Origin of the sequence: Streptococcus oriscaviae, from assembly GCF_018137985.1 — a bacterium.
Taxonomy (GTDB): Bacteria; Bacillota; Bacilli; order Lactobacillales; family Streptococcaceae; genus Streptococcus; species Streptococcus oriscaviae.
In genome coordinates, this window is the sequence record NZ_CP073084.1 from 1,556,710 (window position 1) to 1,572,923 (window position 16,214).

At 44.9% G+C, this 16,214-nt stretch carries 19 protein-coding genes; 17 read left to right on the top strand and 2 right to left on the bottom strand.

The genetic code is table 11. The annotated features are described in order from the left end of the window. The first annotated feature begins 100 nt into the window (after nucleotides 1–100). The 11 genes from INT76_RS07935 (at nucleotide 101) to mmuM (ending at nucleotide 9,745) form a co-directional block, all read left to right on the top strand. A complete protein-coding gene (locus INT76_RS07935) occupies nucleotides 101–859 on the top strand; it encodes a TIGR00266 family protein (RefSeq protein WP_212569917.1) in 759 nt (252 codons plus the stop codon). A gap of 298 nt (nucleotides 860–1,157) precedes the next feature. Beyond that, entirely contained in the window at nucleotides 1,158–1,604 is a 447-nt protein-coding gene (locus INT76_RS07940; protein WP_212569918.1) for a LytTR family DNA-binding domain-containing protein, read from the top strand. A gap of 4 nt (nucleotides 1,605–1,608) precedes the next feature. Continuing rightward, nucleotides 1,609–2,265, top strand: a complete 657-nt coding sequence (locus INT76_RS07945; RefSeq protein ID WP_212569919.1) for a hypothetical protein — start codon at nucleotides 1,609–1,611, stop codon at nucleotides 2,263–2,265. 169 nt (nucleotides 2,266–2,434) lie between these two features. After that, nucleotides 2,435–3,889: a glutamate--tRNA ligase gene (gene gltX, locus INT76_RS07950; RefSeq protein WP_212569920.1), complete on the top strand. Its 1,455-nt coding sequence runs from the start codon at nucleotides 2,435–2,437 to the stop codon at nucleotides 3,887–3,889. Nucleotides 3,890–4,105: 216 nt separating this feature from the next. Further along, the gene (locus INT76_RS07955; protein WP_212569921.1) at nucleotides 4,106–4,993 is read left to right on the top strand and encodes an ATP-binding cassette domain-containing protein; all 888 of its coding nucleotides are present in this window, start codon (nucleotides 4,106–4,108) and stop codon (nucleotides 4,991–4,993) included. Nucleotide 4,994: 1 nt separating this feature from the next. After that, a complete protein-coding gene (locus INT76_RS07960; RefSeq protein WP_212569922.1) occupies nucleotides 4,995–5,702 on the top strand; it encodes a hypothetical protein in 708 nt (235 codons plus the stop codon). A gap of 18 nt (nucleotides 5,703–5,720) precedes the next feature. Beyond that, the gene (locus INT76_RS07965; RefSeq protein WP_212569923.1) at nucleotides 5,721–6,293 is read left to right on the top strand and encodes a hypothetical protein; all 573 of its coding nucleotides are present in this window, start codon (nucleotides 5,721–5,723) and stop codon (nucleotides 6,291–6,293) included. 39 nt (nucleotides 6,294–6,332) lie between these two features. Further along, entirely contained in the window at nucleotides 6,333–6,959 is a 627-nt protein-coding gene (locus INT76_RS07970; protein ID WP_212569924.1) for a DUF2975 domain-containing protein, read from the top strand. A 12-nt stretch (nucleotides 6,960–6,971) separates the two neighbouring features. After that, entirely contained in the window at nucleotides 6,972–7,184 is a 213-nt protein-coding gene (locus INT76_RS07975) for a helix-turn-helix domain-containing protein (protein ID WP_212569925.1), read from the top strand. A 270-nt stretch (nucleotides 7,185–7,454) separates the two neighbouring features. Further along, nucleotides 7,455–8,786: an amino acid permease gene (locus INT76_RS07980; RefSeq protein ID WP_212569926.1), complete on the top strand. Its 1,332-nt coding sequence runs from the start codon at nucleotides 7,455–7,457 to the stop codon at nucleotides 8,784–8,786. 11 nt (nucleotides 8,787–8,797) lie between these two features. Beyond that, nucleotides 8,798–9,745, top strand: a complete 948-nt coding sequence (mmuM, locus tag INT76_RS07985; RefSeq protein WP_212569927.1) for a homocysteine S-methyltransferase — start codon at nucleotides 8,798–8,800, stop codon at nucleotides 9,743–9,745. 36 nt (nucleotides 9,746–9,781) lie between these two features. On the opposite strand, the gene INT76_RS07990 is transcribed toward mmuM, so the two are convergent. After that, entirely contained in the window at nucleotides 9,782–10,144 is a 363-nt protein-coding gene (locus INT76_RS07990; protein ID WP_212569928.1) for a MerR family transcriptional regulator, read from the bottom strand. 60 nt (nucleotides 10,145–10,204) lie between these two features. Here INT76_RS07990 and INT76_RS07995 point away from each other — a divergent pair, with 60 nt between their 5' ends. Further along, nucleotides 10,205–10,492, top strand: a complete 288-nt coding sequence (locus INT76_RS07995; protein ID WP_212569929.1) for a hypothetical protein — start codon at nucleotides 10,205–10,207, stop codon at nucleotides 10,490–10,492. Here INT76_RS07995 and INT76_RS08000 read toward each other — a convergent pair. Next, a complete protein-coding gene (locus INT76_RS08000) occupies nucleotides 10,472–10,981 on the bottom strand; it encodes an NUDIX hydrolase (protein ID WP_212569930.1) in 510 nt (169 codons plus the stop codon). The two genes, INT76_RS07995 and INT76_RS08000, sit on opposite strands and share 21 nt — an antisense overlap. Before the next feature lie 216 nt (nucleotides 10,982–11,197). On the opposite strand from INT76_RS08000, the gene INT76_RS08005 reads away from it, so the two are divergent. The 5 genes from INT76_RS08005 to jag all read left to right on the top strand — a co-directional run bounded on the left by INT76_RS08005 (nucleotide 11,198) and on the right by jag (nucleotide 16,004). After that, complete coding sequence (locus INT76_RS08005) at nucleotides 11,198–12,391, top strand: argininosuccinate synthase (protein ID WP_212573050.1); 1,194 nt, start codon at nucleotides 11,198–11,200, stop codon at nucleotides 12,389–12,391. 14 nt (nucleotides 12,392–12,405) lie between these two features. After that, nucleotides 12,406–13,800, top strand: a complete 1,395-nt coding sequence (gene argH, locus INT76_RS08010) for an argininosuccinate lyase (RefSeq protein WP_212569931.1) — start codon at nucleotides 12,406–12,408, stop codon at nucleotides 13,798–13,800. A 70-nt stretch (nucleotides 13,801–13,870) separates the two neighbouring features. After that, nucleotides 13,871–14,230: a ribonuclease P protein component gene (gene rnpA, locus INT76_RS08015; RefSeq protein ID WP_212569932.1), complete on the top strand. Its 360-nt coding sequence runs from the start codon at nucleotides 13,871–13,873 to the stop codon at nucleotides 14,228–14,230. After that, a complete protein-coding gene (locus INT76_RS08020; RefSeq protein WP_212569933.1) occupies nucleotides 14,214–15,026 on the top strand; it encodes a YidC/Oxa1 family membrane protein insertase in 813 nt (270 codons plus the stop codon). Before rnpA ends, INT76_RS08020 begins: the two co-directional genes overlap by 17 nt. Nucleotides 15,027–15,056: 30 nt before the next feature. Then, nucleotides 15,057–16,004 (top strand): RNA-binding cell elongation regulator Jag/EloR, encoded by a 948-nt coding sequence (jag, locus tag INT76_RS08025; RefSeq protein ID WP_212569934.1) that lies wholly within the window; start codon nucleotides 15,057–15,059, stop codon nucleotides 16,002–16,004. The last annotated feature ends 210 nt before the right edge of the window (nucleotides 16,005–16,214 follow it).

Consider the following 16,214-nt stretch of genomic DNA (forward strand, 5'->3'; position numbering starts at 1 on the left):
TTCGTCTATTTTTTTTGTGTTTTTTTTCTCAAATATCTTGACAATTGATGAGTAAAAGAGTATACTTGTACTAGTAATATAACACAAAGGAGATCAACCTATGGCAGACAATCGTATGAAGTACACAATTGATAGCAATATGCAGTTTCCGTTAGTCGAAATTGCTCTTGAAGCTGGGGAAATGGCCTACATCCAGCAGGGAAGTATGGTTTACCATACACCGAGCGTGACTTTGAATACCAAGCTCAATGCGCGTGGGGGGTCTGGTTTTGGTAAGTTGATGGGGGCTATCGGCCGCTCAATGGTGTCTGGCGAGTCCATGTTCATTACACAGGCGGTGTCTAATGCGGACGACGGCAAACTGGCACTTGCACCATCTACACCAGGACAGGTTATTGCATTGGAGCTGGGTGCTAAGCAGTATCGTCTTAATGACGGGGCCTTCTTGGCTCTTGATGGTTCTGCCCAGTATAAAATGGAGCGCCAGAGCATTGGACGTGCCTTCTTTGGCGGTCAGGGCGGTCTCTTTGTTATGACGACAGAAGGCCAAGGAACCCTTTTAGCCAACGCCTTTGGCTCTATTAAAAAATTGGAGTTAAATGGAGGAACCATCACCATTGACAATGCCCATGTGGTGGCTTGGAGTCGCGATCTCAACTATGACATCCATCTGGAAAATGGTTTCCTTCAATCCATCGGTACCGGTGAAGGGATTGTCAATACCTTTACTGGCTATGGTGAAATTTATGTGCAGAGCCTCAATATTGAAACATTTGCAGGTGTTATCGGTAGTCACTTGACTGGCACAGGCGGTGATGGCGGTGGCGGCAGCACCACTATTTTAGATGCTATTTTTTAAGAAGAAAGGCTGAGCATACACTCAAATTTCAATAGAAAGATAGAAACGGTCCACATTATAAAACGCATGAAATCAACGTTTTAACGAGATGATTTTATGCGTTTTTTTATTTGTGGAGCTTATGTTCAGATTCAATTTGCCAATTTGGAGGGGAACTTTTTTGAAGTTTCAAGTTCTTTCCTGCTCTTTTTGCCTGTCGCTATGAACCACTTGGCAGGGGAAATTGACCACTTACTGAAATTCCCTTGTTTTCAGAAATAGAACTGCTATAATGAATGTAGGTAGAAAGGAGGGAGTTATGAAGGTTAGGATTGAACTTGACGATAGTCTGGATGAGATGGAAGTTATCATTCGCGCGCCGGAATTGGATCTCGCTGTTACAGAAGTTCAGCAAGCTTTGACGCGATTGAACAAGCCTTCGCTTGTCTTTTATAAGGGAAACAGTGAGTATTTTCTTAAACTGGATGATTTGCTCTTTTTTGAAACCAATGGGGCTAAGATTGTTGCCCATTCCAGAGAGGATGTCTATGAGGTGAAGATGAAACTCTACGAGTTGGAAGACGTTCTTCCTGTATACTTTTGCCGCATCTCCAAGTCTACGATAGCCAATAGTAAGGCCGTCTATTCTTTGGACAAATCTTTTTCGGGGCCCAGTCGCATTCGCTTTGCCAACACCCATAAGGAAGTCCATGTTTCACGGCATTATTATCATTTATTAAAAGAAAAATTACAGGAATTGAGGTGATCACATGAAAAAATATATTTTAGGAATCGGTTTATTGGTGTTATCTGCCCTCGTCTTGTTTCAAGACCAGCTGCCGGATTTTTCCATCCCGCTCTGGCGCTTGGTGCTTATGGTGGGAGTGGGCGTCTTGTTTTTAGAGCGCGTCAGCAAGAAGGCGGTCAACGGAGCTTTTGTATATGGGACTTGGCTGTTTATCCTCCTCAACAACCAGTTTAAACTGGTTAATATTGGTACGGGAACAATCATTTTGGGAGCGGTTCTGGCCTGCATAGGCATCAATATCCTCTTTAAACCCAAAGATAATTTTGTGACAGGTTATTTTATTGAAGACGGACGGTATCAGGGCAAGGGAACTGTGTTTAGCAGTTCTAACCGCTACATTAGTGACACGGACTTTGTAAGCGACTCAGTAGAAGTGACTTTTGGTAGTGTCAATGTCTACTTTGATCACGCGCAACTATTGGGGGAACGTGGGACTCTTGAAGTAGAGGGGGTCTTCTCATCCATCAATCTCTATGTGCCTTCTGATTGGAACCTTGTCATTGAGGCCGGTGGTCCTTTTAGTGGAGTCGAAAATCATCTGCGTCCAAGATCCGGGGAGAAGACCTTGGTAGTAACGGGGGAGCTCGTCTTTTCAGGCTTGAAAATTTATCCAGTATAACTTATCCTTAAAAATCAGTCTTATGGGCTGATTTTTTTTTGGCGCAGCTCCCAATTTATGCTATAATCTTCTTGATTGAAATTTTACAGGAGAAAGGAACGGACCCCGATTAGAAGGCTCCAAAAGAACCCATTTCAAGACCTTCTGATCGGCTCTGGTATCTTATATTATGACAAAACCAATTCGTGTGCGGTACGCACCTAGTCCGACAGGCTTTTTACATATCGGAAATGCTCGTACAGCCCTCTTTAACTACCTCTTTGCCCGTCATCATGGTGGAGCTTTTATCATTCGTATCGAAGACACTGACCGCAAACGCCATATCGAAGACGGGGAGCGTTCTCAGTTGGAAAACCTGCGGTGGCTAGGAATTGACTGGGATGAAAGCCCAGAAACCCATGAACAGTACCGTCAGTCCGAGCGTCTGGATATTTATCAGACTTATGTGGATCAGTTGATTGCGACAGGCAAGGCCTATAAGTCCTATGTAACAGAAGAAGAGTTAGCCGCAGAGCGGGAGCGTCAGGAAGCAGCAGGTGAGCCACCGCGCTATATCAATGAGTATCTAGGAATGACTGATGCGGAAAAAGCTGCCTATATTGCAGAACGCGAAGCGGCAGGTATCGTACCGACCGTACGCTTGGCTGTCAATGAAGCAGGCATCTACAAATGGGATGATATGGTTAAGGGCGAAATCGTCTTTGAAGGCGGCAATATCGGTGGTGACTGGGTGATTCAAAAGCGTGATGGCTACCCAACTTACAACTTTGCGGTTGTGATTGATGACCACCTAATGGGGATTTCCCATGTCATCCGTGGAGATGACCATATTGCCAACACACCGAAGCAGCTGATGGTCTACGAGGCCCTGGACTGGGAAGCACCTGCCTTTGGCCACATGACCTTGATTATCAATGCGGACACTGGCAAGAAACTGTCGAAGCGCGATCCCAATACCATGTCCATTGAAGATTATCGCAAGAAGGGCTACCTACCAGAAGCCATCTTCAACTTCATTACTCTTTTGGGCTGGACTCCAGGTGGGGAAGAGGAAATCTTCTCCCAAGAAGAAATTATCCAGCTCTTTGATGAAAACCGTCTCAGCAAGTCACCAGCTTCCTTTGACTCGAAAAAACTCGACTGGATGAGCAATGAGTATATCAAAAAGGCTGATTTGAGCTGCATCTTTGATTTGGCGAAGCCATATTTAGAAGCTGCAGGACGGTTGACAGATAAGGCAGAAAAATTAGTAGAACTCTACAAGCCGCAGATGACCTCGGTGGATGAGATTGTTCCTCTAACCGATCTCTTCTTCTCAGATTTCCCAGAGTTATCAGCAGCAGAAGAAGAAGTAATGGTGGCTGAAACAGTTCCAACTGTCTTGACAGCCCTCAAGGAAAAATTAGAGGCTATGACGGACGAGGACTTCCAGCCAGATACCATCTTCCCACTGATTAAGGAAGTGCAGAAAGAAACGGGCATCAAGGGTAAAAACCTCTTCATGCCAATCCGTATCGCTGTATCAGGTGAGATGCATGGGCCAGAACTGCCAAACACGATTTATCTTTTAGGACGCGAAAAGTCCATCCAACACCTTGCCAACATGTTGGAGAAACTAGCGTAATTGATGTTCAATCCTCTCGGTTTCGAGGGGATTTTTTTGCTGCTCATCAGTCGCTTATCCGTCAGTTTTTTCTTTTGTTATCGAAAATTATCCAAAAAATATCAAAAAACGATAAAAAGTGCTTGAAAAATGAAAAATTGTGTGTTATGATTATATCGAAAAACGATAAAGTGTTTTCATTTAACAATATTCGTTTATTGTGAAAGGAGAAAGAGGATGAAAACAAAAGAAACTCTATTAACGATTCAAGGGATTTGCAAGCACTACGGACAACAGGCAGCTCTGTCAGATGTGACGTTTTCAGTCAGCAAGGGCGAGATTTGTGGATTGGTTGGGCCAAACGGTGCAGGCAAGACGACCCTGTTGCGGATTCTATCTGGTTTGATTCGGCAGAGCGGAGGTGAAATTAGTGTTGCGCACCCTCCTCGTATCGGTGCCTTGATTGAGTCGCCTAGTCTGTATCCCAATCTATCTGCTCATGACAACCTTCGGTTTGCAGCGCTTCAATGCGGGATTGACCAAGTAGAAGAGCGCATTCAGCAAGTGCTAGGTTTGGTGGGGCTATCGGATGTTGATAAAAAGAAGAAGGTCAAGGACTTTTCGCTCGGCATGCGCCAACGGATGGCCATCGGACTGGCGCTGATTGATTTTCCGGATTTTCTCATCTTGGACGAACCCATCAACGGCTTAGATCCTGCGGGAATTAAGGAGATGCGGGAAATTATCCTCAATCTACGCGACCGCTTTGGTATTACAGTTTTGATTTCTAGCCATATCCTATCAGAGCTGGAACAAGTGGTAGACCGCTATGTCATTATGAACAAGGGGCGGGTCATTCAAGATTTGAGTAAGGATGATTTGAAGGCCGCTGTGGCTGAAAAAATCTATTTATCAACCTCAGACAATCCGCTTGTGTTGACTTCGTTGGAACAGCAGGGAGTGAGCGGTCAAATTGGTGGAGATTTCGTAAAATTACCGCCGGTTTGGTCCGTACAAGAACTGATTCAGCATGTACTGACACTGGGAGTGGAAATCAAGGCGATTTATCCAGCCGGACAGGGATTTGAAGATTATTATCTGAACTTAGTAAAGGAGGGCAACTAATATGCTACACGAATGGAAGGCGGACTGGTTCCGCATTGGTAAAGAACGTCTGTCATTAGTTTCTATGGTTTTATTGACGATTTTGTTTGGTCTGTTTGCCTATCTGGGCAAGGATGACTCTACTCCTGCAGGTGCTACGGCTATCTTGCGGGGGGTGGCTCCGCTCTTTGCCATCTTTTTTGTGACACCAGCCAAGATTTTCTTTGGGGAGGACTTTGGTTTTCGCACGATTAACCAGCGGATTATCAAGTCACGCAATCGCTTGACAATCTTTGTCTACAAATGGTTGGCAAGTACCTTCCTCTCACTCTTTTACGCTGCTTACGGAATCTTGGTAGCTGGTATAGTTCGTCATCTTTTGACAGGACAGGCTCACTATGGGGAGCTGACTCAAGCCTTTTGGCAGCTCTTGCCGTTCTATCTGGTACTCATCAGCCTGTGCAATCTGATTTTTAACCTCTTTGACAAACTTTACCAATCTTACCTGACCTATATTTTACTGGCTGTGCTCTTTGATCAGTTGGCTAGTCAGTTGGTGCGGTTGCTGCTAAAGAGTGATATTCTGCAACCCTATTTCATGTTTCAGCAGCTATCCTTTGGAATCAATCGGACAGAATACTGGAACAAGTCTAGCATTGCAGCCATGCTGTTTACTCTTGTCTATTTTGGTCTAGGCTACTGGATTTTTTCCAAGCGAGAATACAAATAAATTACGAGGAGATAGAAAATGAAAAAGTGGATACTAGTCGGTCTGGTGGGCTTGTTGCTTCTTGGCTTGGGAGCAGCTATGTATAATGGGGTTATGAACGATCAGGCCACGGAGCTTATCGATGAAAAGTGGACAGTGGAAAGTGATCAGATTCAGGAAATCAACATTTCAGGCTTAGAGCAGCCAGTTGAGGTGATTATTCAGCGCTCAGAAGAAGAAAAGACCACAGTTCGAGTCAGTGGGACGGTGGCAGAAGAAACCTTGAAGACCGTAAAAGAAGGTTTTCAGGAAGAAGAGGGTATCGTCACCCTGCCTTTTTCTAAGGACGGCCTTATTATGACGGTTAAGCAGGACAAGCCGACAGTGACGATTGAGATTGTATTAGGCAAAGCAGCCTCCTTTCAGGAATTTTACCTACAAAGCACTCACGGAGAAGTTGCTCTCACCCTGCCTTCAGATTACGATGGGGGCTACGAGTTGGAAGCCAAGGATGGCGGACAGATTTTAGAGCAGCCACAGGCAGGACAGGGCAAGGAAATGGTTGAGCTTCACGCTGCAGGAAATATTTCTGTCAAAAAATCAGGAAATTAAGGTATAATGATTAGGAGACGTGAAAGAAGGAGAATATAGATGACTCAAGTAATTCCAATCGTGGTAGTGGCTGCTCTAGTTATTGCAGTTATCATAGGGTATTTGTCAGTGGCAAAACAGTCCAAAAAAGGGAGTGCAGAAAGTCTAGGCTATCTGAGGTGGTTCTTGCCCTTGCTTACAGTAGCTATTATCGTCGCAGGAATAGGAGTCTTCATTGGCTTGGTCTTTACCCTATGCCTACTCCTGATGGGACAGGAAAACTTTCAGGCATGGATTAGCAGTCTATTGGTCAATCGGGATGGTCTGACTCTCAGCCTTCAAGGCTCGTCAGGAGCAAACCTTAGTTTGTTGGATGCTCTTATCGGTCTGCTGGGGGCTACCAGCATCTTGGGCCTATTGGTCTGCCTCAGATTCTTCTTGCAGAATATATCCCGCGAGGCGATTTTTATCGCTCAAAATGTCCGCTTAACCCGCTGGGCTGCTCTCTTTCTACTAGCAGGCTCGGTTATCGGTAAGAGCGGAGGCTTTATTCATGCAGGACATGGCGACTTTTCCTATACCCTTTTTAATGTGACCTATATCCTAGCTGGGATTGTGCTGATGACCCTCTCTAAGATTTTGGAAAAGGCCAACGCCATCGCAGAAGAAAATGAATTTACAGTCTAAGGAGGCTAGCCCATGATTATTGTCAATCTTGATGTTGAACTAGCCAAGAAAAAAATGCGTTCGGGTGATTTGGCAGAAAAAATCGGCATTACCCCAGCCAACCTTTCCATCCTGAAAACAGGCAAGGCCAAGGCCATTCGTTTCAGCACACTAGATGCTATCTGTCGAGAGCTGGGCTGCCAGCCGGGAGATATTTTAGAATATGTTCCAGACTCAAACGAATGATTCAGCATAAACAGTTAAAAACCGCATTCTCACAGAATTGCGGTTTTTGATTGCCATTCTTAGTCCATTAAGCTCTGTAAGAACCAGTATAGGCTAAGACTATGGAAATGATTATGAAAAAATAATGCTGTTTACAAAAAATATGTGGTATGATAGTTTTATAAGAAAACAGTCTGCTGAAAGACTGTATAGGTTTGAAGATCAGACTATGAAAAAGGAGAAGTTATGGAAAATCACAATTTTAAAAACGAGGGGACTTTCAATTGAGAGATGAATAGTCGCCATCTGCGTATGCTGTCCATAGGTGGTGTTATCGGAACAGGGCTTTTCTTGAGTTCAGGATATACAATTGCTCAAGCCGGACCCTTTGGGGCGATTGCGGCCTATCTCTTTGGAGCGGTTATGGTTTACTTGGTCATGTTCTCACTTGGGGAGCTTTCTGTAGCCATGCCAGTAACAGGCTCTTTTCATACCTATGCCACTAAGTTTATCAGTCCTGGAACAGGTTTTATGGTGGCCTGGATGTACTGGCTCTGCTGGGTCGTTGCATTAGCCTCTCAGTTTGTTGGTGCAGCCCAGCTCATGCAACGTTGGTTTCCTAGTGTACCTATTTGGATTTTTGCAACTATTTTTGCGGTCATTGTCTTTGGTTTGAATATGCTGTCTGTCGGTTGGTTTGCCAGAGCGGAGGATGCGCTTTCTTCTGTCAAAGTCTATGCTATCATGGCCTTTATCATTCTGGGAATCTTAGCAATTTTTGGAATTTTACCTTTTGAAGGAACGAAGGGTGCGCCGCTTTTCAATAATATTACAGCTCAGGGATTGTTGCCCAACGGTCTAGTTGGCTTGATTTCAGTCATGCTTTCTGTTAATTATGCCTTTTCAGGTGTAGAAATGATTGGGATTGCAGCAGGCGAAACGGATAATCCCAAGAAAGCTGTGCCACAAGCGATTAAATCTACTATTGGTCTTCTGGTTGTCTTCTTTGTTTTGACGATTGTTGTCTTAGCTGCTCTTCTTCCGATGTCAGAAGCAGGTGTAACAGAGGCTCCTTTTGTACTTGTCTTGGACAAGATTGGTTTTCCGTACGCTGCAGACATCATGAACTTTATCATTCTGACAGCCATTCTGTCAGCCTCTACCTCAGGGCTCTACGCTTCAAGTCGTATGCTTTGGTCTTTGGCAAATGAGGGTATGATTAGTAAAGACTTGGTAAAAATCAATAAACATGGGGTACCGATGCGTGGCATGATTCTTTCAATGATTGGCGTTGTTATCGCGCTTGTGGCATCAATTTATGCAGCGGATACCATCTTCCTCGCTCTGGTTTCTATTGCTGGTTTTGCAGTTGTTATCGCTTGGTTAGCTATTCCTCTAGCGCAAATTGGTTTCCGTCGTGAATTTTTGAAGAACCACAGCGAAGATGAATTGGAATATAAAGCGCCATTCTCGCCAACCTTGCCATGGATTACGGTCATTTTGCTGCTTATTTCAATCATCGGAATCGGCTGGGATCCTTCTCAGCGAGCAGGTCTTTACTTCGGTGTGCCGTTTATGATTGCTTGCTATGTTTACCATTATATTCGTTTTAAAAAGTGGTAGAAAGATTCGTTATGGGACGATTTAAAGAAGTTTTAGCTATTAAAGATTATCTTATTTTACATGGAGCTTTGGGAACAGAATTGGAATTTCTCGGCTATGATGTTTCTGGTAACCTCTGGTCTGCAAAATATCTTCTCAGCCAGCCAGAGGTTATTAAGGCTATTCATGAAACCTACCTACAAGCAGGGGCGGATATCCTAACGACTTCCAGTTATCAAGCCACTATTCCAGGTTTGGTGGAAGCGGGGCTGACGGAAGAAGAGGCAAAGGCGGTCATTGTTCAAACTGTCGAATTGGCCTTGGCTGCACGAGAACAGGTTTGGTCTGGACTGTCAGTAGAAAATAAGGCTCAGCGTACCTACCCACTGATTTCAGGCTGTGTCGGTCCCTATGCCGCTTATCTTGCTAATGGTTCTGAGTATACTGGTGATTATGGTACGATTAACCTTGAAGGGCTCAAAAATTTCCACAGACCTCGCATCCAGCTGCTCCTAGATGCTGGGGCGGAATTACTCTGCTTGGAAACCATTCCCAATAGCTTAGAAGTACAAGCTCTAGTAGAACTCCTTGCGCAAGAATTTCCAGAAGCAGAAGCCTATATGAGTTTTACTGCGCAGGAGCTAGGAAAGATTTCGGATGGCACCCCGCTTGCAGCAGTTATCAGCTTGGTCAAGGACAGTCCTCAGATTTTGGCCCTCGGCTTCAACTGCACCGCCCCTTCGTTGTTTGATGGTTTATTAGGAGAAATGGCAGAGCTGACAGACAAACCCTTGGTATCCTATCCAAACTCAGGTGAGGTGTATGATGGGCTAAGCCAAACTTGGCAATCTCAGGCAGATCATAGCCATAGCCTGTTAGATAATACAAAAAAATGGCGTCAATTGGGCAGTAAGATTGTTGGAGGCTGCTGCCGAACCCGACCAGCTGATATTGCTAGCCTTGCTGCAGGATTGAAATAAATGAATCCCCGCTGTCGCGTGACAGCGGGGATTTTGCTAGAAATCTTGTAGTTTTTCTTCAATTTGCTTGAGAAGATTTTCCAAATTATCCTTCTGTTCTTGGAACAGGAGGATTTGTTTTTTTCGGTCGCTGATTTCGTCCAATATAACCTGCTTATTTTCTTCCAATTGTTCTAAACTGCCACATTTGGTGTCGTGGAGTTCTTTGATACGGATAATGGCTTTGACGGATAAGCCTAATTGGCGAAGGGATAGGATATTTTCTAGGTTGTTGATTTCTTCGGCACTCCAATGGTAGTTGCCGTCAATCAGTTGTGGCTGCAAGAGCCCTTGTTCGGTGTAGAAACGGAGCGTATCTCGTTTAATACCGAATTGTTGCATGACTTGTCCTGTTTTCATAATCTCCTCTTGACAGGGGGTTAGCCCCTTATGATAAATTGATGGGGAAAGGAGTTCTATATGGTCATCATTAAATGGTTGATTGTGTTTTATTTGGGGCTGTCGCCTCTATCTGCTTGGGTTTATCGCAAGCAGATGCCCAAGTGGTTACAGGTTTTATATGCCTGCCCTCTTTTGCTCTGCCTTTTCCTATGGCAGACCAGTTGGGGGTTTCTGTTGGGGTTGGCTTTAGCTTGCGGGGTACGCGTTTTAGGAGGTCTCCTGATTTTTGGGGAAAATCATCTTAGCCATTTTCTTTCTCATCTGGCGGTAAGTCTGGTCTTGGCTTTAGGGCTTTTCATGTTTTAAAAACAAGTTTTCCACATAGGCCTTCTGTCTGGGAATGACAAGTTCTGTTTCTAGAAAGTGTTCTAGGTCTTCTTGTTTGACCCAGATGAAGTTGCTGGTTTCGTTGGCTTGGAGTTGGATGGCAGATTTGTCCCAGTCGGTTTCTGCCCAGTAGCAGTGGAAGATACACTGGTCGTCATGGGCGACGAAATGTGTATGGTGGCGGAGTTGGTCAGTTGTCAGCTCAATGCCGGTTTCTTCGCGGACTTCGCGCAAAATGGCCTGCTCTGCTATTTCCCCAAACAAAGCTGAACCTCCTGCTGTCGCTTCGTAATAGCTCGGGTAGGAGGGCTTGATGCTGGCGCGTTTCATGAAGAGGGTGCTGCCATCGCGGTGGCGGATGATGCACTCGACCACCAAGTGATAGAGTCCGTGGGGAATGGGTTCTCCGCGTGTGAGGCTATGATTGGTCAGGTGACCGTCTGCTGTGTAGGCGTTCCAAATTTCCATTCTGTTCTCCTTATGCATAATAGTATAGCATATGTGAGAGAAGGGAGTAAAGGAGAATTTTTGATATTGCAAGGGGTTTCCAACCCTTTTTTCTATTAAAAATGAAAAAAATTTGAATAAATTGCATAAATATGTTGAAAAAATAATAATTATACATTATACTGTACCCTAAGCTAGTTTTAGTGACCTTAGCGAAATAGGAAAGGAGACGACATGATGACCAAAGAAAAATTGATTTTAGCCTATTCCGGAGGATTGGACACATCCGTTGCCATCGCATGGTTGAAAAAAGACTATCAAGTCATTGCGGTTTGCTTAGATGTAGGCGAAGGCAAGGATTTGGATTTCATCCATGACAAGGCCTTGAGTATTGGTGCAGTGGAATCACACGTTATTGATGTCAAGGAAGAGTTTGCCCAAGACTATGTTTTGCCAGCCCTTCAAGCCCACGCTTATTATGAGCAAAAATACCCCCTAGTTTCGGCTCTCAGTCGTCCGCTGATTTCTAAAAAGTTGGTTGAAATTGCCCATCAGACAGGAGCGACGACGATTGCCCATGGCTGTACCGGAAAAGGGAACGATCAGGTGCGTTTTGAGGTAGCCATCGCAGCCTTGGACCCTAGCCTTAAAGTGATTGCTCCGGTGCGTGAGTGGAAGTGGTCTCGGGAGGAAGAAATTCTCTTTGCCAAGGAAAACGGCGTTCCTGTTCCTGCGGATTTGGACAGCCCTTATTCGGTAGACCAGAACCTCTGGGGGCGTGCCAATGAGTGCGGTGTTCTTGAAAATCCTTGGAATGAAGCGCCAGAAGAAGCCTACGGCATTACCAATTCACCAGAAAATGCCCCAGACCAGCCAGAATATGTGGAAATCGAGTTTCAGGCGGGAGTGCCAGTTGCTGTCAATGGAGAACAGCTCAGCTTGGCCAAACTGATCCAAAAACTCAATGAGATTGCTGGCAAGCATGGTGTGGGACGGATTGACCATGTTGAGAACAGGCTGGTTGGTATCAAGTCGCGGGAAATTTATGAATGTCCAGGTGCCATCACTCTTTTGAAGGCCCACAAGGAGATTGAAGATTTGACCTTGGTGCGTGAAGTTTCTCATTTCAAGCCAATTGTCCAAAACGAATTATCCAACCTGATCTACAACGGTCTGTGGTACAACCCAGCAACCAGCGCCTTGATTGCCTACATTAAGCAGATTCAAACAGTGGTCAATGGTACTGCCAAGGTCAAACTCTACAAGGGAAATGCGCAGGTCGTTGCAAGAAAATCTCCCAACTCTCTCTACGATGAAAATCTCGCTACCTATACCAGTGCGGATACCTTTGATCAGGATGCAGCAATCGGCTTTATCAAACTGTGGGGCTTGCCGACCAAAGTGAACGCAGAAGTCCACCACCAAGATTAGGAGGCTGAAAGCACATGGTAGAAAAGAAATTGTGGGGCGGTCGGTTTGAGGCCGGATTAGAGGAGTGGGTGGAGGAATTCGGTGCTTCCATTCGATTTGACCAACGACTAGCCCAGTATGATATTCAGGGTTCAATTGCACACGTCACGATGTTGGGGAAACAAGGTATTCTTCAGCCGGAGGAGGCGGTGGCTATTCAGACCGGTTTGCAGGAATTACTGGCAGACTGTCAAGCTGGTCGCTTGAGCTTCGATGTTTCCAACGAAGACATCCACATGAATATTGAAAGCCTTTTGACGGAAAAAATCGGGCCCCTTGCTGGTAAACTTCACACAGCACGTTCACGCAATGATCAGGTCGCTACGGATATGCACCTTTATCTGAAGGAACAGTTGGTGCTTGTTTTGGATAAACTCTGGAAACTTCGTGAAACCTTGGTCAATTTGGCAAGCCAGCATGTTGAAACCATCATGCCGGGCTACACCCATCTTCAACACGCTCAGCCAATCAGCTTTGGACATCATTTGATGGCCTATTACAGTATGTTTAGCAGAGATAGTGAGCGCTTTGCTTTCAATAGGAAACATGCCGATTTATCCCCTTTGGGAGCAGCAGCGCTAGCAGGGACAACCTTTCCCGTTGACCGCGAGCTGACTTCGGAGTTGATGGGCTTTGCCAAGCCTTACAGCAATTCGCTGGATGCGGTGTCGGATCGAGATTTCATCCTGGAGTTTCTTTCCAACAGTAGCCTGCTTATGATGCACATGTCTCGCCTTTGCGAGGAAATTATCAATTGGTGTTCCCATGAGTATCAATTTGTCACCTTATCAGACACCTTCTCAACAGGATCTTCCATCATGCCTCAGAAAAAAAATCCCGACATGGCCGAGTTGATTCGCGGCAAGTCAGGAAGAGTCTATGGCAATCTGATAGGCCTTTTAACAGTCATGAAATCTCTGCCTCTGGCTTATAATAAAGATCTTCAGGAAGATAAGGAGGGTATGTTTGATACGGTTGATACCATCACCGTCGCTCTGGACATCTTGTCTGGTATGCTTCAGACCATGACGGTCAACGAGCAAATCATGGAAGAAGCAACCCAAAAAGATTTTTCCAATGCAACGGAGCTCGCAGACTACTTGGCTAATAAGGGGATTCCCTTCCGTCAGGCCCACGAAATTGTCGGCAAACTGGTTCTTGATTGCAGCAAGGCTGGCCACTATCTTCAAGATGTACCTCTGGCTACCTATCGGGCCATTTCAGAGCTGATTGAAGCAGACGTCTATCAGGCACTGTCCTCTAAAACGGCTGTGGAGCGCCGCACTTCTCTGGGCGGAACAGGATTTTCACAGGTTGAATGGCAAATTCAGACAGCAAAAACCGAACTTAATCAGGAGAAAAGCCTATAAACACGCAGTTTATTGGCTTTTTTTAAATTTATGGTATAATAGAGGTAATTTTGGAATATGGAGCGACATTTTGAAGAAAACGTATCGTGTCAAGCGTGAACGTGATTTTAATGATATTTTTACCAAAGGAAGAAACGTAGCCAATCGAAGGTTTGTCATTTACAGTTTACCCAAGGAACAAAACCACTTTCGAGTAGGTCTTTCCGTCAGTAAAAAATTAGGAAACGCTGTCATGCGCAACAGGATTAAACGAAGAATCCGCCACGTTCTCATCGAATATGCCGACCAGCTTACCAGTGAAGACTTTGTAGTCATTACTCGCAAGGGTGTGGAGAACCTGTCCTACCAAGAAATCAAACAAAATCTCCTCCATGTTTTAAAACTAGCTAAATTATACCAGGAAGGTGTTGCTGTTGAAAAAGAAAGTTAAATGGGCTGGTCTATTGACCTTGACCTTACTTGTGCTGACCGCTTGCGGAACCGGCGAAGTGACCAGCCAATCCACAGGTGCCTGGGACCAACTTATTTATTGGTTTGCTAGCATCATTCAATTCCTGTCCATCAATGGTCAAATTGGTATCGGTATCATCCTTTTTACCCTCTTGATTCGGACCCTCTTGTTGCCGCTCTTCCAGTTCCAAATGAACTCGACGCGCAAGATGCAAGAGCTGCAACCGCAAATACGAGAATTACAAGAACAATATGCTGGAAAAGATATGGAGAGCCGCCAGCTTTTAGCTGAAGCGACCCAAAAGCTCTATAAGGACAATGGCGTGAATATGTACGCTTCCTTCATCCCGCTTCTTATCCAGATGCCTATCTTGATTGCCCTCTTTCAAGCTCTGACAAGAGTGGAAGCCCTCAAAGTAGGTCATTTCCTATGGCTGAATCTAGGTGGAACAGACCCCTACTTCATCCTCCCTATCTTGGCAGCGGTCTTCACCTTCCTGAGCTCATGGTTGACCAACAAGGCTGCTCCAGAAAAGAACGGTGCGATGACGGTTATGACCTATGTGATGCCGATTATGATTTTCATGTTTGCAGTAACAGCTGCTAGTGGTGTCGCCCTCTACTGGACAGTTTCCAACGCCTTTCAGGTGTTCCAAACCCTGCTGTTTAACAACCCTTTCAAGATTCAGGCAGAACGCCAAGCTAAGATTGATGCGGAAAAAGAACGTCAGGCTAAAATACGAAGAGCCCAGAAAAAAGCTCGCAGAAAGAAATAGGATAAAGAAATAGGATATAGGAGAGAGAAGATGAAATTTACAGGAGCAACTGTTGAAGAAGCTATCCAAAATGGATTGGCAGAACTAAATATTCCTCGCAAAAAAGCACATATCACCGTGTTGGCGCGTGAGAAAAAAGGTTTCCTAGGTTTTGGGAAAAAACCAGCCCAAGTAGAAATTGACGTTATCAACGAAACAACGGTTGTCAAGGCCAATCAAAAGGCTGTTCGTGGAGTTCCTTCTGAAATCAACGACCTCAACGAACCCGTAAAGAGTGTGTCTGAAGCAACGATTGACCTAGGTAAGGTTGTTGCGGCGGTGAAAGAGTATGAAAAGTCCGGTCAAACCCTAGAAAAGGGAATCAAGGACAAGATTTTAAAGAATAAGAAAGATGCGAAAACCATCCTTGAAGAAACAGGCCGTATTGAAATTATCAAAGATACAGCAGAAAATGAAACGGCTGAAAGCAGTCAAGGCTTTGATGACTTGGACATTAAGGTGGAACCAAAGTATGACATCAATCAAGTGGTAGAAGAAGTATCCACCTACATCCAAGAAATTCTGGATGACATGGATGTGGAAGCCCGCATTGACAGCAGCCACAGCCGTCGCACTATCAATATTCAAGTGGATACCAACGAGCCGGGTCGTGTCATCGGCTACCATGGGAAGGTCTTGAAAGCCTTGCAACTTCTGGCTCAAAACTTCCTTTATAACCGCTATGAACGTAATTTTTACATCACTATCAATGTCAATGACTATGTAGAACATCGCGCAGAAGTCCTTCAAGGCTACGCCCAAAAATTGGCAGAACGAGTGATGGCAGAACAAGTTGCTTACCATACAGACCCAATGTCTAGCAGCGAGCGTAAAATTATCCACCGGATTATCTCTAAGATGGATGGCCTAACTAGCTATTCTGAGGGAAGCGAACCAAATCGCTACGTTGTTGTGGACATTGAAGGGCAACATGATTAAAATAAAAGGCTAGGGAAACCTGGTCTTTTTGGCTTTTTGTCAACAGTAGTGAGGGCCAGTTCTGGGTGAAGGAAATCCACACGTTCTCTTGCTGATGAGATAATAAAAATTTTAGGGAAAAACGGGAGAACGCACTAGTAATTTGAAGGAATTAGTGATAAAATAGGACTGTATTACTAATCAGCGCTTCTTTCTAAAACGGGGTGAGAG